We start from the raw sequence: 25,210 nt of genomic DNA, 5'->3' as shown, positions 1-25,210 counted from the left end.
AACCAATAAATATCCCGCACTTTCCGAGCGAACGGTACGTTCGTCGCCTCAGATCGACCAAACGCCCCGTTCACACCATCACGAGCAGAAGAGCACGGCCGGCTCACCACCCTGTCCGGGACCGAGTGAACGACACTCTCACCGCCTCTAACGAGATGAACGGTACGTTCACTCCATCAGGGCAGGGCAGGGCAGGGCAGGGCAGGGCAGGGCAGGGCAGGGCAGGGCAGGTGAGCGGATGGGCAGATCCGACAGGCGTTATCGCAGAGCCTCCTGCAGCACCTCGCAGAGCACATCCAGCGTCCTGGAGTACTGCGACTGCGTCGGCGTGCTGTAACCGACGACGACGCCGTCACCGCCGACTGACGACACGTCGGGATGTCGGAAGACGGACAACCCTTCGAGCCCGAGATCGTGCGCCTGCGCCGCCGCAAGAACAGATTGTTCGGTGCCGGAGGGAAGGCGGATCACAGCGTGAAGACCCGCGGAGATCCCCTCGACCCTGGCCCGGGGTACTTGCTGTGCAAGGGTCGCAACCAGTTGATCGCGTCGTCGTCGATACGAGGTACGCATCTTTCGAATATGGCTGTCGAATCTTCCGGATTCGATGAAGTCTGCCAAGGTCAATTGATCCGTTGAACTTACCCAGCGTTCGTAGGGTCCCTTTGTTGCGAGGACGGGTTCGATCAGCCTGTCCGGCAACACCATCCATCCGATGCGAATGGCCGGCGACAGTGTCTTGCTGACAGTGCCGAGGTATGCAACGTGCTGCGGCGCGATTCCTTGGAGTGCGCCGACAGGCTTTCTGTCGTAACGGAATTCGCCGTCGTAGTCGTCCTCGATGATGACGCCACCGGTAGTCGAGGCCCATTCGAGAGCGGTCGCGCGCCTCGCCGGTGTGAGGGGGCCTCCGAGAGGGAACTGATGGGTCGGCGTCAGCAGAACACTTTCAGCAGACGTTGACGCCAATTCGTCTGTGCAAGTGCCTGATTCGTCGACAGAAATGGGAATTGTCAGCATTCCTTCGTCGACGAGCAACTGCCGGTGCAGGTGAAGGCAGAAAGCGTCAACCGCAATCGTTCCTCCGAGTGCACGGGCGAGGAGGGAGATCCCGTGACCCGAGCTGGCACTGATCACAATGCGGCTCGGATCGACGCGAACGCCTCTGGTGCGGCTCAGGTATGTGGTGAGGGCGTTTCGGAGTTCGACTCGGCCTCTGGGATCAGTGGTCGCGAAAGCGTCGGTCGGCGCAGTGGTCAAGGCACGTCTGGCGGACGAAATCCATGCAGTGCGGGGAAACGCCGACGCGTCCGGCGATCCGGGGAGAAGGCTGTAGGTCAAGCGCCGTCGGGTCGGCGATGGATCGACCTCGCGACTGTGTGTGCTGGCGAGCGTGGCGACCACGGTTCCGGAACCCGGCCGCGTGACAAGCCATCCAGCGGCGGCGAGTTCGGCATAGCAGTCCGCAACGGTGTTTCGGGCAACTCCGAGATCGAGTGCGAGGGTGCGAGAAGGCGGGAGTCTGGTGCCGGGCTTCAACAGTCCACTGTCGATCGCGTCGCGAAGCGTCTGAAGCAGCGCAGCGCGAACCCCGATTCCCTGTGGCAGCTCGATATGCAGATCGAACCCAAGATTGGCCCATGAATTCATCACCGGATTGAACCATGTTTCGGGGTCTTTCCGGGACTACGGTTTGAGTATGACTACAGCAACAGGACAACGACTGGATATCGCAAAGCTGGCGCCCGAGGTCTACAAGGCGATGATTGCGTTGGATGCTGCTGCGCGCAAGGGGCTGGAGCCGACGCTCGTCGAGCTGGTCCTCACGCGTGCGTCACAGCTGAATCATTGCGCGTGGTGCTTGGACATGCACACTCGCGACGCCCGAAAGGTCGGCGTGACGGAGCAGAAGCTCTACCTACTGAACGCGTGGGAAGAAGCGCGAGGGATGTACTCCGATCGCGAACGCTCCGCATTCGCCTTGACCGAGGCCGTGACAGTCCTTACCGACGGTTTCGTTCCGGACGAGGTGTACAACGAGGCTGCCGGCGAATTCTCGGACGAGGAACTGGCCCAGCTCATCAGCGTCATCTTCACGATCAATGCGTGGAATCGCATTGCGGTTACCACAAGGAAGGCGCCTCCGGTCCGAGACTGATCCGAGGCTCGTACTCCGCTCTCTATCGGGTGCAGATTGCCGCCGTCGAAGATCTGGGTAATCGACACAAAGAGGACCAAAAGATTGGTTCAGAGTGTGAACAAAACCAACAGATTCTCTAAATGTGAGGCAAATCACATTTAGTGAATCGGTGGATTGTTCCGAGTATCTGCAAGTTGTCTGAATCCAGACAAAGCAGTCTCGGTTGGAAGTTTCGGTGAAGGGGTCCGCATTGCGGGCCCCTTCTTTTGTGTGCGCGCTGAAAACGCCCCTTCCTGTGAGTTTCCCCAGAATGTCCGAGTTACCGACCGGCTAGCGTCGGAGGAATGCCGGGAACGCCCCGGTTACGTGAGCCGATTTTGAGTTGATCGCGATAGTTGTGCGGTTGGACAAAGGTGCAGTCATCTTGTTGGCTAACTCGTCGTCCGGAGGTTCAAGCTGCGTACGGGGGCTCGACGATCGGGTGGACTTTCTTGAAACATGCACTACATTGCCATCTAGTAACTGGCTGGTTGCCAAAAGCGATCAGCCGATCCTCTCGGAAGTGAGCGCTGGGTGGCGTGGCCTTGGGAATCCAAGCAACCTTCCCGCTACCGAAATGTCTTGAAAGGGAAGCTTTGATGACTGTGTCTGGTTCACGGCGTAGGCCGCTTGTTCTCCGGCTCTCGCTAACTGCAGCTATTGCCGTAACGGTGGCCGGTAGTAGCGTTGCTTTTGCTTCACCAGCTGTGTCCGCGCCGATGCCGGTGCGAACCGCGGCTGCTCCGGCGTTCACCGCCGGGTTGTGTGAGGGCACCGAGTACACGCCCTCAGAGCAGATGCTCGACATCTCCGGCATTCGGCTGGATCACTTCAACGACGGCAACATCGTGCCGATGTACGGCACCACCGATCGGGGTACATCGGCCGCGGTGGATGCTCCGGTCTGCGGTGTCCGCGACGTCGACGGAATTGCGAAGTCGGAATGGATGTACTGCACGGACTTCGATCTCGATCCATGTGCCGGCGTCGACGAAAACGGTTTGCCCGTGGACAAGCACAACGACGAGATGGGTGCGACGGTTCCGTCATCGGGCAATCCCGATCTGTCAGCCGACGATCTCGCTGTCATCAGTTGGTTGCTGCAGAATCCCGCCAAGCTCGACGGCGTCGTTTCGGGAAATGGCAGTGAGGATGCACGTTCGGCGCGGCAGACGCTGGTGTGGTGCGTTTCGGACTACGACAATCCGCTGATGGCCGATTTCAAAAGCCTGTGCGACAGGAACATCGGCGACGACGAGCGAGCTCGCATCGTCGAGATCATGAACGTCACGCAGACGCTCGACCTCGTTCGCAAGACGCCCGCGACGGGAACTTTGAAGGCAGGCGAGACTGCCGTATTCACCCTGAACACGAATATGTACCGGAAGCCGATCAATGTTCAGTCCTCGGCGGGCACCGAACTCACCGTCTGTGGCGACAACGCCAAGGCAACGTTGAGCGCAAACCAATTGACGGTCGACGGCCGCGGCGACGCACCGACTGCCGTGGATCTATGCCTCACCGCTGCGGACGGCGGTGACTACTCCGTGACCGCAAGCGTCATTCCGGATTCGGTCGAGAACCTGCACTGGAACACGGCAGGCGCACAGTGCCAGGTCTTCGCGTCGTTCGACACCGTTCGGCCGGCGTTGATGAATGCGTCTGCCAGCGTCGGATATGCAGCAGCGCCCACGACGACACCCACAACGACGACACCCGCAACAACGACACCGGCAACCACGACGCCTGCAACTCCGGTCATTCCGATTGTGCCCATCGTGCCGATTGTTCCGATCGTGCCCATCGTTCCGATTGTGCCGGTCGTGCCCGTAGTTCCGGGTGCGCCTGTTCCGTCGCAGCCGGTTGCAACTCCCGCTGCTCCGGCGCCGTCCGCTCCGAAGCCGGCGACCGGACCTCGCCCGGTTGCCATCGACGGTGGTGCCGCTGAACAGAATTCAGGCCGTAACGTCGCCGTCGCAGTGACAGGCCTCGGGCTTGTCGGAATGGCTGCTGCCGGAGCAGTTGCTCTCCGCCGCAAGCGTTCCTGACGCCAGACAGATGTAGTAGACGTCGGCACCGATCACAGGCTGTGTGATCGGTGCCGACACAGATCAGACGCAGGGGGCGTCAATTCGCAAGAGGCGCCGGGGGTGCCTCATCCCGCAGGAGACAGTTCGATGACCATGTACGAGTCGGATCCCAATCCATCCAATCCATACGACGATCCCAACCATGATCAACCCACGAGGCCAGGCAAAGGGCGTCGTGTCGCGTTCATTCTGGCTCTCATCGCGGTGTTGGTCGCTGGTGCTTCCATGGCCTTCGTCGGCCTGCGATCCTCCGATGACGATGCTGCGATCCCGCCGAGTCCGGGAGTTGTCCTGTCGCACTCTGCGAATCCGGCAGCGCCTTCGGATGAGTTGATGACTCCCAACACCCTTTCGCTCGACCCGGTCGGTGTTCAGGCGCCGATCGTGGACGCCACCGTGCCGGAAGGAGTTCTCACTCCGCCGGAGAACGTCAAGAACGTCGGAATCTGGCTCGACGGCGCCTCGCTCGACTCGGTCACCGGCACGACTTTGATTGCCGGACATGTCAATTTGACCGGCCAGGGTAACGGTGCACTGTTCGACCTGGGCACGATCGAACCGGGTGAAGTGATCCGCACCTCCGACGCGACGGGCAAGAGCACGTCATGGAAGGTGACTGCGGTGACGACACGCCCGAAGGCCGATGGCGTGGAGGAAAGCGTGCTGGCCGGCCCGGAGGGCCCTCGCAAGTTGGCAGTCGTAACCTGCGGCGGCGAACTGCAATTCGAGGACGGTGTGGGTAACTACGCCGACAACGTCTACCTGTACGCGGATCTGATGGTCTGAGACACAGAAACAATCCAGTCGGTCCCCGATCCCTCTTCGTAGAGATCGGGGATCGCCTGTTGGATAGTGTCGCAGGTATGGATCTTCACCTGTCTGGAAAGCGTGCGATCGTTGCCGGTGGTAGCAAGGGGATCGGTCTGGCAATCGCCAGAGGTCTGGCTGCTGAAGGGGTCGACATCGCGATACTCGCGCGCACTGAGCAAACCGTCGTAAGCGTTGCACGAGATTTGGTTTCGGAGTTCGGAATTCGTGCGATCGGAGTCGTGACGGATACGCGAGACGACGACGCGGTTCAGGCGTCGGTGCGGCAAGTAGTAAAGGAGTTCGGCGGCGTCGACATTCTGGTCAACTCGGCAGCGACTCCGTTCAGCGCCGGAAAGCCGACGGATTTCGAGGCGACCACCGACGACGTCGTGCGAGACGAAGTCGAAGTGAAAGTGCTGGGGTATCTGCGAACTGCACGGGCAGTGGCGCCGTATCTGATCGATCAGGGTTGGGGTCGGATCATCAACATCAGCGGTTTGGGTGCCAGACAGGCAACCTCGATCGCCCACACGATCCGCAACGTCAGTGTGTCTGCGCTGACCAAAAATCTTGCAGACGAGCTGGGCCCCAAGGGAATCAACGTCACCGTCGTCCATCCGGGCGTGACGCGGACCGAGAGGTTGACCGCGCGGATTGCGCGCGAGTCGGAAGAATCCGGCCGCTCGCAGGCGGAGGTGGAGCGGGGTATCGCGACGAATTCGATACACCGGATCATCGACGCCGAAGAGGTGGCTGATGTCGTGACCTTCCTGGCATCGCCGCGAAGCATCGCGATCACCGGTGACGCGGTGGCAGCGGGTGGAGGAGTGCCGGGGCCGGTCTATTACTGAGAACTCACGTACCGCTACCTGCTCGCGGTGGTGACGATCGTGTGAACACGTCCGCCGCCGAGTCTCTTGCTTTCGTACATCGCCGAATCGGCGACTTTCTGCATGTCGGTGAACGCTGTTGCACGCTCTTCTCCGGCGACGAATTTGTGGGTACGCACGGCGATTCCGATGCTCGATGTCGACGGTATCTCGTCGGTATTCGAGTGCATTGCCGGTCCGATCGAGTCGAGCATCGGGCCGATGGCCGGTACGGAAAGTCTTTGAGCGAGGATGAATTCGTCGCCGCCGACCCGTGCGACAACAGCATCGGCATGTGCCCAGGCGGACAACCGCTGTGAAACCCGGAGAATTATGCGGTCGCCCACGTCGTGACCGTGGACGTCATTGATCGTCTTGAACCGGTCGATGTCGATCGCGATCACGAGTAGTGCCGCCGATTCCTGACGCTGGAACTCCGCGAGTACCTTCTCGACGTGGCGGTCGAGGCCACGACGGTTCAGGAGCCCGGTGAGGGGATCGAGGTCGGAGCTGGACGCGTCCATGCTGAGCATCGTCAGCACGATCTGCGAGATGAACGCACAGACCACGAGTGCGGTGACGACAACCAGCACTTTCGAAACTCCGAGCGCAGGATCTCGCTCCGGCCCGAAGAGGATCGGCTGCGCAGCCACCACGATCATCACAACCGAGAAGGTCAGGTGTGCGATCTGCAACTTCGGATTGTGAAAATAGGCGATGTAGATACCGATCAGCGCGTAGATGACACAGGTAAGTAATCGCGCAAGCTGCGAGGAATCTCCAAGTACGGAAATCGTGACTGCGATGTCGCAGAAGACTACGAAACCGAACGAGCGGCGCTTTGTCGGGCCGAAGACCCACCATGAGACTCCGACCATGAAGCACGAGATCACGACAACAGTGTTGAAGAACAGCGCAATCGTGCTTGTCGGACCGGCCGGACTGAATCTGTTGAGTAGTGCGCACACGCCCAGTCCGATGACAATGATGCCAAGTAATAGCCGGGTGGCGGTCGTGAGGCCGTTGTCGCGGAGATAGCGAGTGAATCGGTCGTATTGATCGGGGAGGGCCAGCCACTCGCGGGTCAGGGTCCTCATGGACTTCATCTGCGACGTCATGAGTGCGTCAGTCTGCGATGGCGGGAGCGTGCGCCGTTCATCGTGAACTGACTCCTCTTCTGTCTGGCACCTTGCAATGCTAGCTGGATCGATGCCGTGTTGGACCGAGATGTTCGGATCGGCGACCCGAATGTCTGGGTTCCGCCAGCGTGGAGTATAAATACATCTTGTGTCTATGTTGTATTCCGCTTCGGAAAACGTCTTCCGCGAAGTCAAGGAGCTGATCCTTTCCGGCGAACTCGCCGGCGGGGAGCTGATCAGCGAGGGTGACATCGCCGCTCGGACCAATGTGAGCCGAACGCCGGTGCGTGAGGCGTTTCTGCGTCTCGAGTCGGAAGGTTGGATGCGCCTCTACCCGAAGAAGGGGGCGCTGATCGTCCCGGTCGCGGATGGGGAAGCGGAACACGTAGTCAGTGCCAGACAGCTCGTCGAGACTCAGAGCGTTCGAGTGGTGTCGGTCCGACCGCACGCACGTGAAGCACTGGTCGCAGCGTTGCGCGCGAATCTGATCGAGCAACGGGAGATTGCTGATCGCGGGGACGTTGCCGCGTTCAGCGCAATCGATGCCGACTTTCACAAGATGATCGTTGCCGCCGGTGGGAATCCTTTGCTCGACTCGTTCTACGCGAGTCTGCGCGACAGGCAACGACGGATGACAGCGCGTTCGATCTCACGCGACCCCGGCCAACTGTCTCGCATCCTTGCCGACCACACCGCGCTTACCGACCTCGTCGAAACAGGCGATGCCGACGGATACAACACTGCCGTCCTCACACACATGCGCCAGGTGCACGGCCTCGGCTTCGAAGGAACTCTGTGATGAGCACCCAAACGATGGACGCTGGGACCGCAGCCGAACGTCGTCCAGGCAGTGAACGTGGCACTGGCGGAAAATGGCTGTGGCTGACCGTTGCCGCCAGCATGTTCGCCGCGGCCTGGGGCGGCAACGAATTCACGCCACTGCTGGTGATGTACCGACTCGATCACGGCTATTCGCCGGTGATGGTCGACTTCTTCCTCTTCGCCTACGTCGTCGGAATTGTGCCGGCCCTGCTGCTCGGCGGCCCGCTGTCCGATCGATTGGGTCGACGCCCGATCATGCTCCCCGCGCCGATAATCGCGATCGCCGGTTCGACGCTGCTCGCTTTCGGGGCCGACTCCGCTGCCGCTCTCATTCTGGGAAGAATCCTCTGCGGCATCGCCTTGGGGATCGGTATGGCCGTCGGCGGCTCCTGGGTCAAGGAGTTGTCCACGCAACCTTGGGATTCGACGGCGTCGGAAGGCGCAGGTGCCAGGCGAGCAGCGATGAGTCTGACCGCTGGCTTCGCCTTGGGGGCGGGTGCCGCGGGAATCTTGGCGCAGTGGGCGCCCCTGCCGAGTGTGTTGGCGTACGTGCTGCACATCGCGATCACCGTCCTCGCGGCCATGGCGCTGTGGCGTGCTCCCGAAACACGACCAGCACAGGCGAAATCCGACCGACGCAGGTTGATCGACGACCTCAAGATCCCCTCGGCAGGTAATCGTAGATTCCTCTACGTCGTTGTTCCGTTGGCGCCGTGGGTGTTCGGTGCTGCCAGTGTCGCGTATGCAGTTATTCCGGCGCTCATGACCGGGCACAGTGGCGATGCGCCCGTGGCCTTTTCGGCTCTACTGTGCATGGTCGCGCTGACATGCGGATTCGCGATTCAGTCGTTGGGGCGAAAGATCGATACCGACCGCAGCGCGCGCGGCGCCGTTGTGGCTCTGGTGTTTCTGGTGGTCGGTATGGCCGGCGCTGCTCTGGTTGCGTCGACGCTGACCGTGGCGATCGCGATCGTGGCTGCAGCGATCCTCGGTTGCGGGTACGGCATGGCATTGGTTTCCGGGTTGCTGGAGATCCAGCGAATCGCGGGGCCGGACGATCTGGCAGGACTGACCGCGGTGTTCTACTCGATCACCTACATCGGTTTTGCTGTGCCTGCGTTGCTGGCGATGCTGTCGGAAAGCATTCCGGCGCTGAGCTACACGGTGACTCTTCTGTTCGGATCAGCCGCCGCCGCTGCCTGCTTGATTCTGATTCTCTTCAAGTCGCGTTCACATCTTCCGAGCGCGTGATGCCGTCCGGTCCGCCGACCCCTGCGAGAGTCGGCGGACCGGGGCGAAATCACGCGTCTACAGTTGCGGAACCGTTTTCCGAATTGTGGACCGAATTGTGTACCGAACCAACCGGAACCGATGCGGTCTTGTTCAGGCCGTTGAGCAATCCGGTGATATCGACGCCTGAGCTTTCGAGAGTTTCGATGACGCCGGCGATCACCTGGGGGCTGATGCCCAGGATCGAGCCGATCGAACCCTGGGCCCCATCACTGCCGCCGACGATGGAGATGCGGTCGATGTCGCCGACCGGCTTCGCTGCTGCTGCGGTGGCGTCGACCAATGCTGCCAGAACATCAGGCAGAGTGAGCAACTGCGCGGCCTGCGGGGTGTAGGAATTGAGCGCCTCGGCGATCTGACGCTTACCGGCAGCTTCGGCTTCGAGCTTGGCGCGCAAACCATCCGCCTCGGCTTGTTGCTCGGCACGGACGGCGTCTGCCGCTACCTTGCGGCCGTCTGCTTCGGCTTCCAGACGTGCTCGAAGGCCGTCGGCATCAGCCTGCTGCTCAGAGCGAACGGCGTCGGCGACGAGCTTTCGTGCATCGGCCTGAGCACCGCCGGCCTGCCTTGCTGACTCGGCCTGTGCCTGGGCGCGGAGGATCGCGGCCTGTCGCTCACCCTCTGCGCGTGCGATCGAGGCTTGGCGTTCGGCCTCGGCCGGTGCAATGACATCTGCCTGCAATGCCGCTTCCGATTGCTGGGCGCGACGACGCTCGACCTCGGTGCGAGCTTCGACGCGGGCCGCCTCGGCCTGCTCACGTGCGATGCCGACGGCCTTCTCGGCTGTTGCCTGCGCGAGAGGTCCGGCCTGGTCGGCTTCTGCGTTCTCGGCTTCGGTCTGTGCTCGCAGGCGAGCGAGTTCGACGTCGCGCTTCTGATTTGCACTCGCGATCGCGGTGTCGGCCTCGGCTTGTGCGACGGAACCTGCCTGTCGCGCCTTTGCCGACTGGATCTGCGAATCACGCTCTGCTTCAGCAGTTCCGATCGCGGCATCACGTTTGACCTCGGCGATGCGGCGCTGACCGAGCGATTCGAGATAGCCGTTGAAGTCGGAGATTCCCGCGATCTTGATGACATCGACTTCCATGCCGATGCGGGCGAGGTCGCCGCCTGCCTCCTCGACCACGCTGCGAGCGAGGGAGTCGCGGTTGGAGTTCAGATCCTCGACCGTCATGGTCGCGGTGATTCCGCGCAGACTGCCCGCGAGGATTTCATTGATCTGCTGCTGGAGCTCGTCCAGGTCGGAAGTCAGGAATCGTTGCACCGCTGTCTGAACCGCTTCGTCGGCGGAACCGATTCGCACCAGGCCGACTGCCTCGACGTTGACCGGAACACCGTCGTTGGAGAGCGCATTCTTGAGATTGATGCTGACGTTGAACGGCTCGAGCGACATGATGTCGACACGTTCGATGCCGGGAATCTTGAACCGGGCACCGCCGCGGACGACCTTCGGCTTGCCTCGTCCGGTGAAGACCGCCACTTCGTTCGGCGGGACCTTGACGTAGTTCTTCACGTAGATCGCGGGGAGAACGATGAAGATGATTACTGCGACTACAACCGCAATGATGATGATTGGCAGCATGTATCGAGTCCTTAGATCGCGTCGTCAACCGTGACGACGTGAAGGTATTGATCGTCTACATCGGCGATGTAGACGGTGGTGCCGGTGGTGAGAACCATCGGCTGTGCACTGACGGCCTTGGCCTGGACGCGATTGCCTTCGGCGTCGACGAACGAGACTTCTCCCCAACCTTCGGCTGCGATGGTGAGGGTGACCGTGCCCAACAGTCCGTGGTATGAATTGCGCCCGATGTGCGAATTATCTTGTTGTTTAAGGAGATAGGGGAGAAGAAGGCCGCGCGTGACGACAACGAGAACGGCGGCGAGTGCGAGTGCTGCAATCACCGCTACCAACGTCGGAGCGTCCGCGAGAGTGGCAGCTACGCCGCCGGCGCCGAAGCCGAAAAGTGCTGTGGCCAAAGTTGTCAGGCTCAGAAATGGCAGCCCGTCTGCGTGGCCGCCGCCCAGATCTGCAACCTCGCCGACGGCAAAGGCTCCGATCAGGGCGACGACCCCGATCACGAAACATATTGTGAATACAACAAACATCGATCCCCCGATCTACCTGTCGAGGAAGCGTGCCCTGAGAATTGTGTTGTCGGGGTCGTCCCTCGGCCCACCTCTATAGTAAAGGTAAGACAAAGCTAATCGGCGCATTCGGAATGTTTCGGCGTGGTGCTACGGCTGGGGGAAAGCGTCAAAGCCGAGGTAGCGGGCGTTGATTCAGCCAAGCATCCCAGAGAGGGCGCAGTGGGGTGTCGGTGAAACGTGAAGCGAGATCGGTGAATTGCTCGGTGCTGACCGTGCTGTGCCGATGCTTCGTAGTCCACTGGCGAATCAGTTCGAAGAACTTCTCGTCTCCGAGAACGCCGCGCAGGGCGTGCAGAGTCAACGCGCCCCGCTTGTAGATTCGATCGTCGAACATCAGGGCAGGCCCGGGATTGGCGACGATCAAGTCCTGAGATTTACGCCCGAGCCCTTGATAGGCGTTGGTCGCGAGTTGGTTCGAGGATGGGCCACCGGAATTCTCGGACCAGATCCACTCCGCGTAACAGGCAAAGCCTTCGTGTAGCCAGATGTCGCACCACTGCCCGAGAGTGAGGCTGTTGCCGAACCATTGATGGGCAAGCTCGTGTGCGACAAGACGTTCGGAACCGCGCCTACCCGTGCAGTGGTTGGCTCCGAAGATCGAGAGTCCCTGCGCTTCGATGGGGATTTCGAGTTCGTCGTCGGTGACCACAGCGGTGTAGTCGGCAAAGGGATACGGGCCGAACAGCTTTCCGAAGACCTCCAGCATCTGGGGTTGGCGCCCGAAGTCGACGTCGAACGCTGCGCGCAGCCGAGGTGGGTGAACGGCGAAGACCGGTACCGGCCCGGCGCTCACCTGTCGGTGCTCGTACTGACCGATCTGAATCGTCGCCAGGTAGGTTGCCATCGGTTCGGTCTGCTCGTAGACCCACGTCGTCTGACTCGCACGGGTCTGCTTGCGGATCAGCTTGCCGTTGGCGAGGGCATAGAACGGGGAATCGGTGGTGATCGAGATGCGGTACGACGCTTTGGAAATCGGATGGTCGTCGCACGGGAACCAGGACGCCGCGCCGTTGGGCTGACTTGCGACCAAAGTTCCTTCGTCGAGTTCCTCCCAGCCGACTTCGCCCCACAGGCTCTTGATCGGCTCGGGGTTGCCGCTGTACGCGATGGTGACCGACAGGGCACCGCCCGCGGGGATCTTGGTAGACGGCGTGATGATCAGCTTGTTGTTCAAGTGCGCGTACTTGGTGCCGCGGGCACCGTTGACGGACACCTTGGACACCTGCAGGTTCTGCGCGAGGTCGAAGCTGAACTTGGATCGGCTCTCGGTGGTGACAGCGGTGATGACTGCCTTGCCGGCGAGACGGTTACTGAAGACCTTGTACGTCAGTTCCAATTCGTACCGAGACACGCGGTAACCGCGGTTGCCGTTGTGTGGCAGGTACGGATCGAGCGGCTCTTCGAGCATTCTGTTCGGCTTCACGACGCCACCCACGGTGCAATCGGATTGCCCTGCCAGCGGGTGGAGGGCGGAACGGTGTCACCTCGCATCACCAGAGATGCAGGCCCTACCGTCGCTCCCGCGCCGATGCCGGCTGCGGGTAGCGCGACACAATGCGGTCCCAGCGTTGCTCCTGCTCCCAAGGTGACGGTGTCCATGGACATGATCCGATCATGGAAGAGATGAGTTTGCACGACGCACCCCCGTTCCACTGTCGCTCCGTCGCCCAAAGTCACAAGATCTGCCTCGGGTAGCCAGTACGACTCACACCAAACGCCCTTGCCGATCTTGGCCCCGAGCCCACGCAAGAAGATGTTGAGTACGGCAGTACCAGTCGCTGCGCGAGCGAACCACGGCGCCGCGACGGTTTCGACGAACGCGTCGGCTACCTCGTTGCGCCAGACGAACGAACTCCACAGCGGATGCTCGACCTTGGCGATGCGTCCGACGACGATCCACTTGGCGGCGATGGTGATCGCGCCGGCCACTGCTCCGGCGACGAGCAGAATTACGCCGCTCAACAGAGCCGCGAACCAGAATCCGACGGCGCCGACCAGTGCTTCGAGTGCAAACAGAACACCGAGACCGATGCCGAACGTGACCATGACGGGGATCAGTCGGCAGGTTTCGACCACTCCGCGGGCGATCTTGAGGCGCATGGGCGGATTGAACGTGCGGGCGGCGTCGGTGTCCCCGGCAGCCCTTCTCAGACGTACCGGTGGACTACCCAGCCACGATGATCCGGACTTGGCCTTGGACGGGGTGGCCGACAGAACCGCCACGAGACCGTTCTTGGGGACGCGTCGACCGGGGGCGGTCATACCGGAGTTGCCGAGGAACGCACGCTTGCCGATCTTGGCCTGTTCGATGTGCATCCAGCCGCCGCCGAGGCCGTAGCTCGCAACCATGGTGTCGTCGGCGAGGAATGCGCCGTCGGCGACCGTCGTGAACTTGGGAAGGAGGAGCACGGTGGATGCTTCGACGTTCTTGCCGATCTTGGCGCCGAGGAGGCGGAGCCATCCCGGCGTCAGCAGGCTCGCGTAGAGCGGGAAGAGGAAGGTTCTGGCCGAGTCGAGCAGGCGTTCGGTCGCCCACACCTGCCAGCCGATGCGGCTGCGGACAGGGTGGTAGCCGGGGGTCAGCCCGATCGAGAGAAGACGAACGGCCACCAGTGTGACGACTGCGAAGACGAGCAAACTCAGGATGGTCGCGACGGGAAGCATGATCAGCGATTGGAGCACTGCACTCGCGAGCGTGTCGGTGTCGCGGATCCACCAACCGATCAAGGCGATTCCGGCCATCAGCGCGAAGATCGGCATACCGGCCAGGAAGACCGAGGTGACGCCGTATACCGGCACCCAGCCGGGTGCGCGCTTCGGATGTTCGGCCGGCCAAGGATGATTCGCTTTCCCGACCTTGGTGGCGGGGGAGCCGGCCCACTGCTGGTTTGCCTTCACTCGGCCGAACACCGCAGATCCGGGTTCGACGACGGCGTCCCGACCGATACGCGCGCCGGGCAGAAGCGTCGAGCGTGAACCGACGGAGGCGCCGTCGCCGATCTTGATCTCACCGATGTGGATGACGTCGCCGTCGATCCAGTGGCCCGAGAGGTCGACTTCGGGTTCGACGGAGCAGCCGTTACCGAGTTCGAGCATGCCGGTGATGGGAGGAAGGGTGTGGAGATCGACGCCGCTGCCGATGTCGGCGCCGAGGGCGCGGGCGTAGTAGAGCATCCACGGTGCGCCCGAAAGGTTGGCTGCGCCACTGGCTTCGGTGAGTCGCAGCGCTATCCACAGACGCAGGTGTTCACTACCGCCTCGGGGATACGTGCCCGGTTCCAGCTTGCGCAGGAGCAGGCGCGCTCCGACGACAGCGATGGTCATGCGCCCGATCGGCGTGATGAACACGATGAATGCCAACAGGATCCACCACCACGAGACCGTGGGCGCCCAGCTGACGTCGACGAACCAGCCGAGGACGTTGTTCGCGATCGCCAGCCACGTCACCCACTGCAGTCCGGTGAGCGTCGTGAGGGGAACGGTGACGGCGATCTGCGCGAGCTGAGTTTTCAAGGGTGTCGGAGCGACGATGCGCGGCTCCACAGTTTCGGTGGGTGCCAATTCGTCGAGATATTCGGCGAGCGATCCCAACCGTGGATGGTCGTAGAGCTGTGCGACGGTCACTTCGGGGAACCGCTCGCGCAGGGCGGTCACCAACTGAGCCGCAGAGAGGGATCCGCCGCCCACTTCGAAGAAGTCGTCGTCGAGTCCGGTGATCTGCGCGCCCAGGATCGAACCCCACAGGCCGGCAACCCAGGCAGCGGTGCCGTCGAGGCCCAACGCGGCCCCCGCATCTTCACCGGCGCCGGGCAACGGCCACGGCAGCGCATTGCGGTCGACCTTGCCTGACGTACGCGTCGGAAGTTCGTCCATCAACGCCAGACGCGGCACGAGGGCTGCTGGGAGCTGTTCGCTGAGCAGTGCATGAGCGGCCTTGAGATCGAAGTCGGGATCCGTGCTGGCGATGTATCCGACGAGGAGTTGATTGCCGGCTGCAGTCTTCTTCACGGCTGCGGCAGCGCCGCTCACGCCCGGCAGGTTCTGCAAGGCGTTGTCGACCTCACCGAGTTCGATGCGCCTGCCGCCGAGCTTGACCTGATCGTCCGCGCGGCCCTGGAACATCAGGCCGGTGGTCTCGAGCCGGACCAGGTCGCCGCTTCGGTAGGCGCGTTCCCACCCGAGAGAGGGCATCGACGCGTACTTCTCGGCGTCCTTCGCGGGATCGAGGTAGCGGGCGAGGCCGACGCCGCCGATCACCAGCTCGCCCACCTCACCGACCGCGACGGGATTGCTCTGGGCGTCCACGACGGCGAGGTCCCAGCCGTCGAGGGGGAGGCCGATGCTGACGGGGCTCTTGCCGTCCATCAGTGCGCCGCAGGCGACGACGGTTGCCTCGGTGGGGCCGTAAGTGTTCCAGACCTCGCGGCCCTCGACGGCCAGGCGCTCTGCCAGTTCGGGTGGGCAGGCTTCGCCGCCGAAGATCAGGAGTCGAACGGCTTCGAGGGCCTCGGCCGGCCACAGAGACGCAAGCGTCGGCACAGTGGAGACGATGCTGACGTCACGCGAGACCAGCCACGGGCCGAGGTCCATGCCGCTGCGAACCAGCGAACGAGGAGCCGGGACGAGGCAGGCGCCGTGGCGCCACGCGAGCCACATCTCCTCGCAGGACGCGTCGAATGCCACGGAGAGTCCCGCGAGGACGCGGTCACCAGGCCCGATGGGCTCGTCCTGGAGGAACATGCGCGCCTCGGCGTCGACGAAGGCTGCGGCATTGAGGTGAGTGACCGCGACGCCCTTGGGGGTGCCCGTGGATCCTGAGGTGAAGATGATCCAGGCGTCGTCCTCGGGTTCGGGTTCGCGAACCGGTGGATGTTCGAGCCGCTTCGGCGCCGTCCCCGGCTGGATTCCGTCGCCGGTGATGATTGCCGCTACCTGCGCCTCGCCGAACACCAACTCGGCGCGCTCTTCCGGATCGTCGGCGTCGACGGGAACGTAGGCGGCGCCCGCCGCGAGGATCGACAGGATCGCCACGTACAGCGAACGCGAACCTGACGGCATCCTGATTCCGACGCGGTCACCTGCGCCGACGCCGGCATCACCGAGCCAGCGCGCACCGAGCGCGATCTCGTCGAGCAACTCCGAGTACGACAGTGTGGTGTCGCCGTCGTCGATGGCAGGTGCTTCCGGGTTGGCCTCGGCTGAGGCCCGCACGATGTCGATGAGCGTGCGCGGCGCAGGTGCATGCGCCGACCGTAGGAATACGGACGGAATCCCGAAAGATTGTTCCGTCTCCGACTGCGACTGGAGTGGCAAACCCGTTGGTCCTGTTCTACTCACGAAACTTAGAGTCCTGCGAACTGTCGAGTTGAAAGTCTCATGACAAGTTTGCGAGTTGGTGAACAGATATGCCTAATGCAACATGCCGAACGTGCCGGTCAGTCCGTACTGGCAGCTTGCGCGTGGCCTTCTGCCGAGTCGGCGAACTCGGGTGTGTCGAACACCTCTCCGCCCAGCGGATCGACGACCTTCGATTCCTCGGAGAAGTCGACGGCGCCGGTATCCGGGTCGATGTTGACCGCATGGGCGGGAACTTCGTGGACCGCGACGAGCATGTGGGCGTCGGAGGGATCCGTCATGATCCCGCTTTGTGACGGAGTGAGCCCGGCGAAGGTCGACGAGATCTTCAGATCGCGGAGCCGCTTTTCGGTGGGTTGCGGAACGTCGGTCGATGCCGAGGTATTTGTAGAAACCCGCAGATAGCGTGGTGCCGACGCGACCTCGTATCGGAACGCCTTCAGCATCGACAGACATGCCAGCACCATGATGACCGAGAACGGTACCGCCGTGGCGATGGCAACGGTTTGCAGCGCCGTGAGCGATCCACTGCCACCCACGATGAGGAGAACTGCGGCCGCGGCACCGGAGAGGAACGTCCAGTAGACACGCGTGATCTTGGAGGTCTCCAAGCTGCCACCGGTCGCAAGGATGTCGATGACGATCGAGCCGGAATCCGCGGACGTGACGAAGAAGAAGACGATCACGACGATCGCGAGAACACTCGAAATCGTTCCGAGCGGAAGTCCGTCGAGAAGCGTGAACAGCGACGTGTTGGTGTCCACTGCGCCGGATGCGTCGAGCATCGTGCCCTCGTTGCGCTGACGCAGAATGCCGGAGTTACCGAAGATCGTGAACCACAACGAACCAACCAGCGTCGGGGCCAGCAGCACACCGAAGACGAATTCGCGGATGGTGCGGCCGCGTGAGATGCGCGCGATGAACATGCCGACGAACGGTGCCCAACTCATCCACCAACCCCAGTAGAAGATGGTCCATGCACCCTGCCAGCCGTCTTCGGCGAACGGGGACGTGCGCAGCATCAGCTCGGGCAAGGCCTGGACGTATCCGCCGAGGTTCTGCACCCACGACTGCATCAGGAACAATGTCGGTCCTAGAATCAGGACGAACAGGGCCAGCGCGGCAGCAAGCATCATGTTGATGTTGGAGAGCCACTTGAGGCCCTTGGTGACGCCGGAGACGACCGAGAAGGTGGCCATGCCCGTCACGATGACGATGATGGTGATGACCAACCAGTTGTCGGTCTCCACCCAGCCGAGGTAGTCGAGGCCGGCCGAGATCTGCTGGACACCGAAGCCCAGCGACGTCGCGACACCGAACAGCGTGCCGACGATGGCGACGACGTCGATGGCGTGGCCGATCTTTCCTTCGATGCGAGCCCGTCCGAGGAGCGGCTCGAGCAACCAACGGATCGAGAGCGGACGACCCTTGCGGTAGGTCATGTACGCCAGACCAAGGCCGACGACGACGTAGATCGCCCATGCATGAAGGCCCCAGTGGAACAGCGTCAGTTCCATCGCTTGATTGGCTGCGGCGTCCGTGGATCCCGCGATCTGCCCGGCGACGGGAGGGTTCACATAGTGCGAAAGGGGTTCTGCCACTCCGTAGAACACGAGGCCGATGCCCATCCCGGCGCTGAAGAGCATCGCGAACCACGAGAGCATGCCGAACTCGGGTTGCTCGTCGTCGCGCCCCAATCGGATGTTGCCGATGCGGCTGATTCCGCAGTACAGCGCAAAGATCACGAAACCGGTAGCAGAGAGGATGTACCACCAGCCGACGCCGTCGCTGATCACGTTGTTGAGAGTTTCGAAAGCATCCGCAGCGGTTCCCGCATAGATCACGGCAAAGGCGATCAGGGCAAAGATCACTATCGACGCGGGGATGAACACGGGTTTCCGTAGTTCACGCCACGCAGTTTTGACCGCAGTCATTCCACTCCTCGAACAATCAGGCATTCACAGCGCCCATACGGGCAGCCACGTGTCACGCGTAGGTGGGCGTTGCGCTCACACCATCGCAGGTCAAGACCGGGCTATTGCTTTGAAATTCAACGTAACGTCAAGTTTCGGTCAACTCAACTGGACGAAAGATGCTGCACTGTCGCGAAAGTTCTCACTGGATACCGTAGTTCCGGTTGTAAATCGTTGGGTAATAGTGGCATTGGGCCATGAGTGGAATGCTGAACGGCGAATTCGATTGGTACGGTGAGTTGAATCGGTCGAGTCGACGCTCACCGATTGACCACATTTGTCAAACTCGGCGAAACAGCCTGTCTGTCAGGTGGTTAACTCCTGGTGTGCTTGCCCGATCGTGGCGGTCAGGTGTCGATACCTAACTGTGATTGTGATGGTCGCAACTATCAGTGATGCGGGCCCTGTTCGCCCCGCTGAGCGTCGATCAGATCCATCGCATCCTTCAGACCCAAGCCCGGATGCAGTTCGCGTAGTGCCTTGATTGCCGGAATACGGTCGTCAGTCGACGCGAGTGCGCTACGGACGTCGTCGGCGGGTATTTCGGTGGGGGCAGTTGTCCCTTCCCCCCACGCCGGTTGAGGATTGTTCCTGGTTCGCCAGGCTTGGACGGTGCCGTAGGCAAATCCGACCGTCGCGAAAAGCCAGATTGCCAGGCGAACCCAATTACCGGTTGTCGGTTCCGTGGCCACTGTATGGATGGTGCTCGGACCGACTACGACTACGAGCAGGACGAGGCCAATCGTCTGGCCCCATCGCTCGACGCGCCTGCTCGGTACCCACCACTCGGCCATCGATCGATACTCGCACGGGGCTGCTGTTTCGGTGCGACGATGGAGATCATGGAGATTCGTGATGCGGTGGAGCGATTTCGAGGGGAATCAGGGACCTCGACGATCTTCGGAGAACCTCACCAGACCAGCGACGGATCGACGATCATCACGGTTTCGCGTCTACACCGGCGGTGGCGGGGCGACCCGATACCGGTGCCAGTGGGAGTGTTCTCGATCCACGAGGGTGAGCCGTCGTGGTCACCGGCCGTCGATCACACCAGGGCGGCTTTGATGGGGGAGTTCATCGGGTTGGCGGCCGCGGTGATCGCAACCCTGGCCGTTCTACGTCGACCGCCCTGGCCTGATGTGACGATTCGGAAGGGGTGACTCAATAGGGGCGACTCAGAAGGGGTGACCCAGAATTACGCCGATCAACTGGAACGGCATCGCGAGGAACATCGATCCGACGTAGAGCGGATAGCGAATCGGGTCGCCGGCGAGGTAACCCTCGGCGAGCCAGGCCATGACATCTGCTGATCCCATATTCGTTACTTCCCTTCGCTGTTGTGGTTCACCGACATTTTCGGTCGTGGGAGTTGTTTTGTTACAAGCGAACTCGAAGGAGGAGTGCATGTGACGGCAGTTTCGACGCAGCAAACTCAGTCAAGTGAGATCCCTGGGGGCGGCAGTCTCTACCGGCTTAGTCTGGATACTTAGCACCGTGGCGTAGTGAAATCTGTGCATTCTGCACATGTCGGGACAATTCGGTGAGCCTTACAGTCGCTAAATGACAACGACACCTTCTCCTCTCTCAGGCAAGACCGTCGTACTGATCGGCGGCGGAACAGGCATCGGGCTGCGGGTGGCGCAGCTTGCCGTCGACGCCGGCGCGCAGGTAGTTCTCGGTGGCCGAACCGCATCCAAGCTGGAAGCAGCGGCCACGCAGCTGGGTGCGGCGGCGCACTGGTTCACCGTCGACACCTCCGACGACGACTCGGTGAAAGCGTTCTTCACCAACATCCCCAGCGTCGACGCTCTCTTCACCACGGCTGCCGATTACCAGGTCGGCTCGTTCCGTGAACAGAGCGTCGAGGAAGCGGCGTCGCCGTTCACCTCCAAGTTCTGGGGGCAGTACCGCGTCGTGCACGCTGCGCTCGACAGGCTGACACCCACCGCATCGGTGGTCCTCATGTCCGGTGCTGCCAGTGTGCGGCCACCCGCGGCTGCCGCGGCCTACGTTGCGGCCAATGCGGCAATCGAGGGACTCGGGCGGGGGCTGGCGGTCGAACTGTCGCCGATTCGCGTCAACACCGTTGCTCCCGGAACCATCGACGGGCATCTGTGGGCTCAGCGCCCGGCGGAGGTTCGGGAGGCGGCGTTCACCTGGAGTGCGGAGAACAACGTGCTCGGCCGTGTCGGGAACGAAGACGAGATTGCACAAGCGGTGTTCTATCTCTTCACCAACACGTACACAACGGGTTCCACGCTGTACCCCGACGGCGGGTACGCGTTGCGCTAGGCCCGTGCCATTTGACGACTGAGTGAAATGACGACTGTGCGAAATGCATTGTCGTAACACGAAGAAACGCCAATTCGCCCATAGGCGTGACCCCGACCACATTCGTACCGTCTTCTCCGAGAACACTTCCCAACTATTCGAGGAGTCCGTCATGAAAAACACATCAACGACCGCCGCCGGCGGTGAAGTGTCCGACGGTGACGACTACGCGCTCACCCGCGTTCCCGACGAAGCACGGTATTCGTGGTTCTCGGTGGCAGTACAGCGATTCGGTCAGGTTTCGGCACTCGCACAGTTCCTGCTCGGTGCGACGCTCGGCTACGGCATGACGTTCTGGAATGCCTTCTGGGCATTGACAGTCGGGGCGGTGATTCTCGAGGTTGTCTGTATTTTCATCGGCATCATCGGGGTTCGTGAAGGGCTCAACACGTCGGTGGTCGCACGCTGGTGTGGATTCGGGCACGCTGGTTCCGCGGTGATCGGCCTGGTGATCGGAGTCAGCCTCATCGGTTGGTTCGGCATCCAATCTGCTGTCTCTGCATCAGGTTTGCACGGAATCATGCCGTTTCTGCCGCAGTGGGCGTGGGCCCTGGTCTTCGGCCTTCTGATCACCGCGATAGTCCTTCGCGGGTTCGGCTCCATGCAGCTGATCGCCAACATCACCGTTCCCCTGTTCCTGCTTCTGGTGGGTTGGGCCGTCATCTCCGAACTGCGTAATCACTCGCTGTCAGATCTGATGGCATCTGCTCCAGCCGGGCCGGAGCTCAGCTTCCTCGCCGGAACCACCATCGTCGCAGGCGGTTTCATTGCCGGAGCAGTGATCACACCCGACATGACGCGATTCAACCGCACGGCGGGTGACGTCGTGAAGCAGACACTCGTCGGAATCACATTAGGCGAATACGTGATCGGATTGACCGGTGTACTTCTTGCGCATGCCGTTCGCAGTTCCGACATCGCCACGATCATCCTGTCGTCGGTCGGCTGGGTCGGCGTTCTCATCATTGTTCTCGGAACTTTCAAGATCAACGACTGGAACCTGTACAGCTCGGGGCTCGGCATCGTGAACTTCATCGACGTAGTGTTCGGGCGACGCATCAATCGCGCCGTCGTCACCGCTGTGGTCGGCGTGACCGGTTCGATCCTCGCGGCTGCCGGAATCCTGAACTCGTTCACCGACTTCCTGATCCTGTTAGGCGTCGGATTCCCGCCGATCGCCGGAATCATGGTGGCGGAGTACTTCATCGTCAAGACCTGGCGCAAGGACCTGGAAGAGAGTCGAGCCGCGGGTACCCTCCCGAACTCGGCGCCCACTTGGGTACCGACCACGTTGGTGATCTGGATCGTCTCGGCGCTGATCGGGCATTACAGCACCTTCGGTTTGCCGTCCATCAACGCGGTGGCCTCGGCATTCGTTCTCTACGTCGTCGCGGGTCGACTCGGCCTGATTCGCGGGGTCGGACGCACCACAACCGAAGCGCCGCAAGAGCCTTCGGGAACATCTGCGCTCACGCACTAGCACTGCAAACACTGTAGAAGGGAGTTCGCGATGCGAATCGGAATCGACGTCGGTGGTACAAACACCGATGCGGTCCTGATGGACGGGACCACCGTCATCGGGCATGTCAAACACTCGACCAGCAAGGACATTACCGGCGGAATCGGCGGAGCTCTGACGGCGCTGCAGCAGCAGTACTCGTTCTCTCCCAGCGCTGTTCAAGCAGTGATGATCGGCACGACGCACTTTCTCAACGCTCTCATCGAGCAGCGAGGACTTGCACCAACAGCGGCTCTGCGATTGGGGCTTCCGGCGACCGCAGCGCTTCCGCCGATGGTGGGGTGGCCGCGAGACCTGGTCTCCGCTGTGCAAGGAAGGCACTACCTCGCTCACGGTGGGCACGAGTTCGACGGTCGTCGTATCTCACCGCTGGATCCCGACGAGATTCGTCGCCATGCCGCCGACATGGCTCGCAGCGGTACTCGTTCGGTCGCAATATCGTCGGTGTTCTCTCCGGTCAATCTCGAATGCGAAGCGGCGGCAGCGGAGATCGTGCGTCAGGAACTCGGTCCGGACGTCGCAATTTCGCTCTCTCACGAGATCGGTCGAGTGGGTCTACTCCAGCGGGAGAACGCGACCATCATCAACGCTGCGCTGCGCGAGCTTGCCGATCACATCGTCGACGGTCTTGCCAGTTCTTTGGTCGAGCACGGCATCGCCGCACCGCTGTATCTGAGCCAGAACGACGGAACCTTGATGGACATCGAGTACGCAAGGCGTTATCCGGTGGCGACTTTCGCGTCGGGACCGACCAACTCCATGCGAGGCGCCGCTGTTCTGTCCGGTCTGGCCAGCTGTGCGGTGATCGACATCGGGGGCACCACTACCGACGTGGGCGTACTGACCAACGGTTTCCCCAGAGAAGCCACCACGGAGGTGACGGTCGCGGGGGTACGGACCAATTTCCGTATGCCGGACGTCTTCTCGATCGGTATCGGTGGTGGTTCGCTGGTGGATGCGGACGGACTCACAGTCGGACCCGAATCTGTGGGATACGAATTGGGTTCACGGGCACTCGTATTCGGCGGTGACACGTTGACGGCCACCGACATAGCCGTCGCGGCAGGCTTGGCCGACGTCGGAGATCGCAGTGCGGTGGCGCACCTCGACCGCGGTCTGGTGTCGACGGCACTCGACCGGATCTCGCGCCGGGTCGCCGACGCCGTGGAACAGATGCGGACCACGTCGGATCCACTTCCCGTTGTGGCGGTTGGCGGGGGATCGGTTTTGCTGGAGCACGAACTTCCCGGCCTGGGAACGGTGATTCGTCCTGAGCGCTTCGACGTTGCCAATGCGATCGGCGCTGCGATCGCGCAGGTCAGTGGTGAGGTAGATCGAGTCGAAGCGGTACGGGACGGGCGCAGGCAGATTCTTGCCGACGACGCTCGCCAGGAGGCGATCGATCGGGCAGTCGCAGCAGGCGCACGGCCCGAGTCGGTGCAGATCGTGGAGTTCGACGAGGTCCCGATTCCGTATCTGCCGGGCAACGCAACACGTATTCGAGTGAAGGCAGTCGGTGACTTGGCACTGCACAGTGGTCTGGTCTCCACCGGTCAGGAAGGCTCACGATGAGTTGGACACTACGAAAGGCAGACCTCGACGACCTCGCCAGGGGCGCAGCTTTGTTGGGGACCGGCGGCGGGGGAGATCCGTTCGTCGGCAAGATGTTGGTCACGCAGGCGCTCGGGGAAGCCGGTGAAATCACGATTCTGGATCCGGAGGAGCTCGACGACGACGCGTGGGTGATCCCCGTCGCGCAGATGGGTGCACCGACCGTCGTGGTCGAGAAGATGCCGCGCGGAACCGAACCCGAGCTGGCGCTGATCACATTGGAGAAGCACACGGGGCGAACTGCAGATGCCACGATGCCGATGGAGTGCGGCGGGATCAATTCGATGATTCCGTTGCTGGTGGCAGCGCGGCGCGGACTGCCGGTTGTCGACGCCGACGGGATGGGACGAGCCTTTCCTCAGCTCGAGATGGAAACCTTCTCGGTGTACGGGATTTCGGCGAGTCCGCTCGCCATGGCGAACGAGCACGACGAGGTGGCGATCTTCGACACCGGCAGCGACAACGCCAGATTGGAGGGCCTCGCTCGCGGGGTGACGTCGAGGTTCGGTGGGATGGCGCATATCGCGCAGTACTCGATGACGGGTGCAGATGTGAAGCGGACGGCGATCCCACGGACTCTGTCGTTGGCCTTGGCCATCGGTCGGTCCATCAGGCTTTCACGTGAGCAGCGGGTGGACCCGGTTCAGGCGCTGGTGGACGGTCTCTCCGACACGCTTTACGGATACGGGCGAGTTCTCTTTCACGGCAAGGTGATCGATGTCGACCGGCGAACCGATGAGGGGTTCGCTCGAGGTTCGGTGCGGATCGCCGGCGTCGGAGACGAAGAGCTGGAAGTTCAATTCCAGAACGAAAATCTGATCGCCGTGCAATCCGGAGTAATGGTGGCGATCGTGCCAGACCTTATCTGCATCGTCGAGGCCGACACTGCCGAGCCCATCACCACGGAGGGCTTGCGGTACGGGCAGCGAGTTGCGGTCATCGGGATCGCGACTCCGCCGATCATGAGAACACCGGAGGCACTGGCGGTCTTCGGCCCGGCAAGCTTCGGACTCGATCGCCCGTTCCTGCCGGTGGAGACACTCGAGCAACCTGTACTGGCAGAATAGCGAG

Annotated in this window: 20 protein-coding genes; 11 read left to right on the top strand and 9 right to left on the bottom strand. The window is 62.0% G+C overall.

Going from position 1 to position 25,210, the window contains the following annotated elements; genetic code table 11:
- Window positions 1-258: 258 nt before the first annotated feature.
- Window positions 259-1,650, bottom strand: a complete 1,392-nt coding sequence (pdxR, locus tag RE4_RS26340) for a MocR-like pyridoxine biosynthesis transcription factor PdxR (protein WP_060939655.1) — start codon at window positions 1,648-1,650, stop codon at window positions 259-261.
- Window positions 1,651-1,699: 49 nt separating this feature from the next.
- On the opposite strand from pdxR, the gene RE4_RS26335 reads away from it, so the two are divergent.
- The 4 genes from RE4_RS26335 to RE4_RS26320 all read left to right on the top strand — a co-directional run bounded on the left by RE4_RS26335 (window position 1,700) and on the right by RE4_RS26320 (window position 5,930).
- Window positions 1,700-2,158: a carboxymuconolactone decarboxylase family protein gene (locus RE4_RS26335; RefSeq protein ID WP_060939654.1), complete on the top strand. Its 459-nt coding sequence runs from the start codon at window positions 1,700-1,702 to the stop codon at window positions 2,156-2,158.
- Window positions 2,159-2,778: 620 nt separating this feature from the next.
- Entirely contained in the window at window positions 2,779-4,227 is a 1,449-nt protein-coding gene (locus RE4_RS26330) for a hypothetical protein (RefSeq protein ID WP_238077141.1), read from the top strand.
- A 129-nt stretch (window positions 4,228-4,356) separates the two neighbouring features.
- The gene (locus RE4_RS26325; protein ID WP_060939661.1) at window positions 4,357-5,055 is read left to right on the top strand and encodes a class F sortase; all 699 of its coding nucleotides are present in this window, start codon (window positions 4,357-4,359) and stop codon (window positions 5,053-5,055) included.
- A 77-nt stretch (window positions 5,056-5,132) separates the two neighbouring features.
- A complete protein-coding gene (locus RE4_RS26320; RefSeq protein WP_060939652.1) occupies window positions 5,133-5,930 on the top strand; it encodes an SDR family NAD(P)-dependent oxidoreductase in 798 nt (265 codons plus the stop codon).
- Window positions 5,931-5,944: 14 nt separating this feature from the next.
- On the opposite strand, the gene RE4_RS26315 is transcribed toward RE4_RS26320, so the two are convergent.
- Window positions 5,945-7,066 carry a GGDEF domain-containing protein gene (locus RE4_RS26315; protein WP_019746669.1) on the bottom strand — a complete coding sequence of 374 codons (1,122 nt, stop codon included), beginning with the start codon at window positions 7,064-7,066 and terminating at the stop codon, window positions 5,945-5,947.
- Between the two features lie 175 nt (window positions 7,067-7,241).
- Here RE4_RS26315 and RE4_RS26310 point away from each other — a divergent pair, with 175 nt between their 5' ends.
- Window positions 7,242-7,886 carry a GntR family transcriptional regulator gene (locus tag RE4_RS26310; protein ID WP_042950544.1) on the top strand — a complete coding sequence of 215 codons (645 nt, stop codon included), beginning with the start codon at window positions 7,242-7,244 and terminating at the stop codon, window positions 7,884-7,886.
- A complete protein-coding gene (locus tag RE4_RS26305) occupies window positions 7,886-9,160 on the top strand; it encodes an MFS transporter (protein WP_060939651.1) in 1,275 nt (424 codons plus the stop codon). Before RE4_RS26310 ends, RE4_RS26305 begins: the two co-directional genes overlap by 1 nt.
- A 49-nt stretch (window positions 9,161-9,209) precedes the next feature.
- Here the strand turns inward: RE4_RS26305 and RE4_RS26300 are convergent, their stop codons facing one another.
- The 6 genes from RE4_RS26300 to RE4_RS26275 all read right to left on the bottom strand — a co-directional run bounded on the left by RE4_RS26300 (window position 9,210) and on the right by RE4_RS26275 (window position 19,370).
- Window positions 9,210-10,781, bottom strand: a complete 1,572-nt coding sequence (locus RE4_RS26300) for a flotillin family protein (protein WP_020906004.1) — start codon at window positions 10,779-10,781, stop codon at window positions 9,210-9,212.
- Between the two features lie 11 nt (window positions 10,782-10,792).
- Window positions 10,793-11,308 carry a hypothetical protein gene (locus RE4_RS26295; protein ID WP_020906005.1) on the bottom strand — a complete coding sequence of 172 codons (516 nt, stop codon included), beginning with the start codon at window positions 11,306-11,308 and terminating at the stop codon, window positions 10,793-10,795.
- Window positions 11,309-11,456: 148 nt separating this feature from the next.
- Complete coding sequence (locus tag RE4_RS26290; RefSeq protein ID WP_047888186.1) at window positions 11,457-12,758, bottom strand: M1 family metallopeptidase; 1,302 nt, start codon at window positions 12,756-12,758, stop codon at window positions 11,457-11,459.
- A gap of 11 nt (window positions 12,759-12,769) precedes the next feature.
- Window positions 12,770-16,663: a Pls/PosA family non-ribosomal peptide synthetase gene (locus tag RE4_RS26285; protein WP_060939650.1), complete on the bottom strand. Its 3,894-nt coding sequence runs from the start codon at window positions 16,661-16,663 to the stop codon at window positions 12,770-12,772.
- A gap of 122 nt (window positions 16,664-16,785) precedes the next feature.
- Window positions 16,786-18,639: a BCCT family transporter gene (locus RE4_RS26280; protein ID WP_060939649.1), complete on the bottom strand. Its 1,854-nt coding sequence runs from the start codon at window positions 18,637-18,639 to the stop codon at window positions 16,786-16,788.
- 428 nt (window positions 18,640-19,067) lie between these two features.
- On the bottom strand, window positions 19,068-19,370 hold the full coding sequence (locus RE4_RS26275) for a ribosomal protein L7/L12 (protein ID WP_228117932.1): 303 nt from the start codon (window positions 19,368-19,370) through the stop codon (window positions 19,068-19,070).
- A gap of 3 nt (window positions 19,371-19,373) precedes the next feature.
- Between RE4_RS26275 and RE4_RS26270 the strand changes: the two genes are divergently transcribed.
- Window positions 19,374-19,838: a hypothetical protein gene (locus RE4_RS26270; protein WP_020968287.1), complete on the top strand. Its 465-nt coding sequence runs from the start codon at window positions 19,374-19,376 to the stop codon at window positions 19,836-19,838.
- A gap of 15 nt (window positions 19,839-19,853) precedes the next feature.
- Here RE4_RS26270 and RE4_RS31335 read toward each other — a convergent pair whose 3' ends face one another.
- Window positions 19,854-19,994 (bottom strand): hypothetical protein, encoded by a 141-nt coding sequence (locus RE4_RS31335; RefSeq protein ID WP_003941170.1) that lies wholly within the window; start codon window positions 19,992-19,994, stop codon window positions 19,854-19,856.
- Window positions 19,995-20,238: 244 nt separating this feature from the next.
- On the opposite strand from RE4_RS31335, the gene RE4_RS26265 reads away from it, so the two are divergent.
- The 4 genes from RE4_RS26265 (at window position 20,239) to RE4_RS26250 (ending at window position 25,206) form a co-directional block, all read left to right on the top strand.
- Complete coding sequence (locus RE4_RS26265) at window positions 20,239-20,970, top strand: SDR family oxidoreductase (protein WP_047889582.1); 732 nt, start codon at window positions 20,239-20,241, stop codon at window positions 20,968-20,970.
- A gap of 151 nt (window positions 20,971-21,121) precedes the next feature.
- Window positions 21,122-22,489 carry a purine-cytosine permease family protein gene (locus RE4_RS26260; RefSeq protein ID WP_060939647.1) on the top strand — a complete coding sequence of 456 codons (1,368 nt, stop codon included), beginning with the start codon at window positions 21,122-21,124 and terminating at the stop codon, window positions 22,487-22,489.
- Between the two features lie 30 nt (window positions 22,490-22,519).
- Entirely contained in the window at window positions 22,520-24,100 is a 1,581-nt protein-coding gene (locus RE4_RS26255; protein ID WP_021333724.1) for a hydantoinase/oxoprolinase N-terminal domain-containing protein, read from the top strand.
- On the top strand, window positions 24,097-25,206 hold the full coding sequence (locus RE4_RS26250; RefSeq protein WP_021333725.1) for an S-methyl thiohydantoin desulfurase family protein: 1,110 nt from the start codon (window positions 24,097-24,099) through the stop codon (window positions 25,204-25,206). Before RE4_RS26255 ends, RE4_RS26250 begins: the two co-directional genes overlap by 4 nt.
- Window positions 25,207-25,210: the final 4 nt, after the last annotated feature.

Source organism: Rhodococcus erythropolis NBRC 15567 (assembly GCF_001552595.1).
In the GTDB taxonomy this organism is placed as follows: domain Bacteria; phylum Actinomycetota; class Actinomycetes; order Mycobacteriales; family Mycobacteriaceae; genus Rhodococcus_F; species Rhodococcus_F erythropolis.
This window is presented reverse-complemented; position numbering and strand designations above follow the sequence as displayed.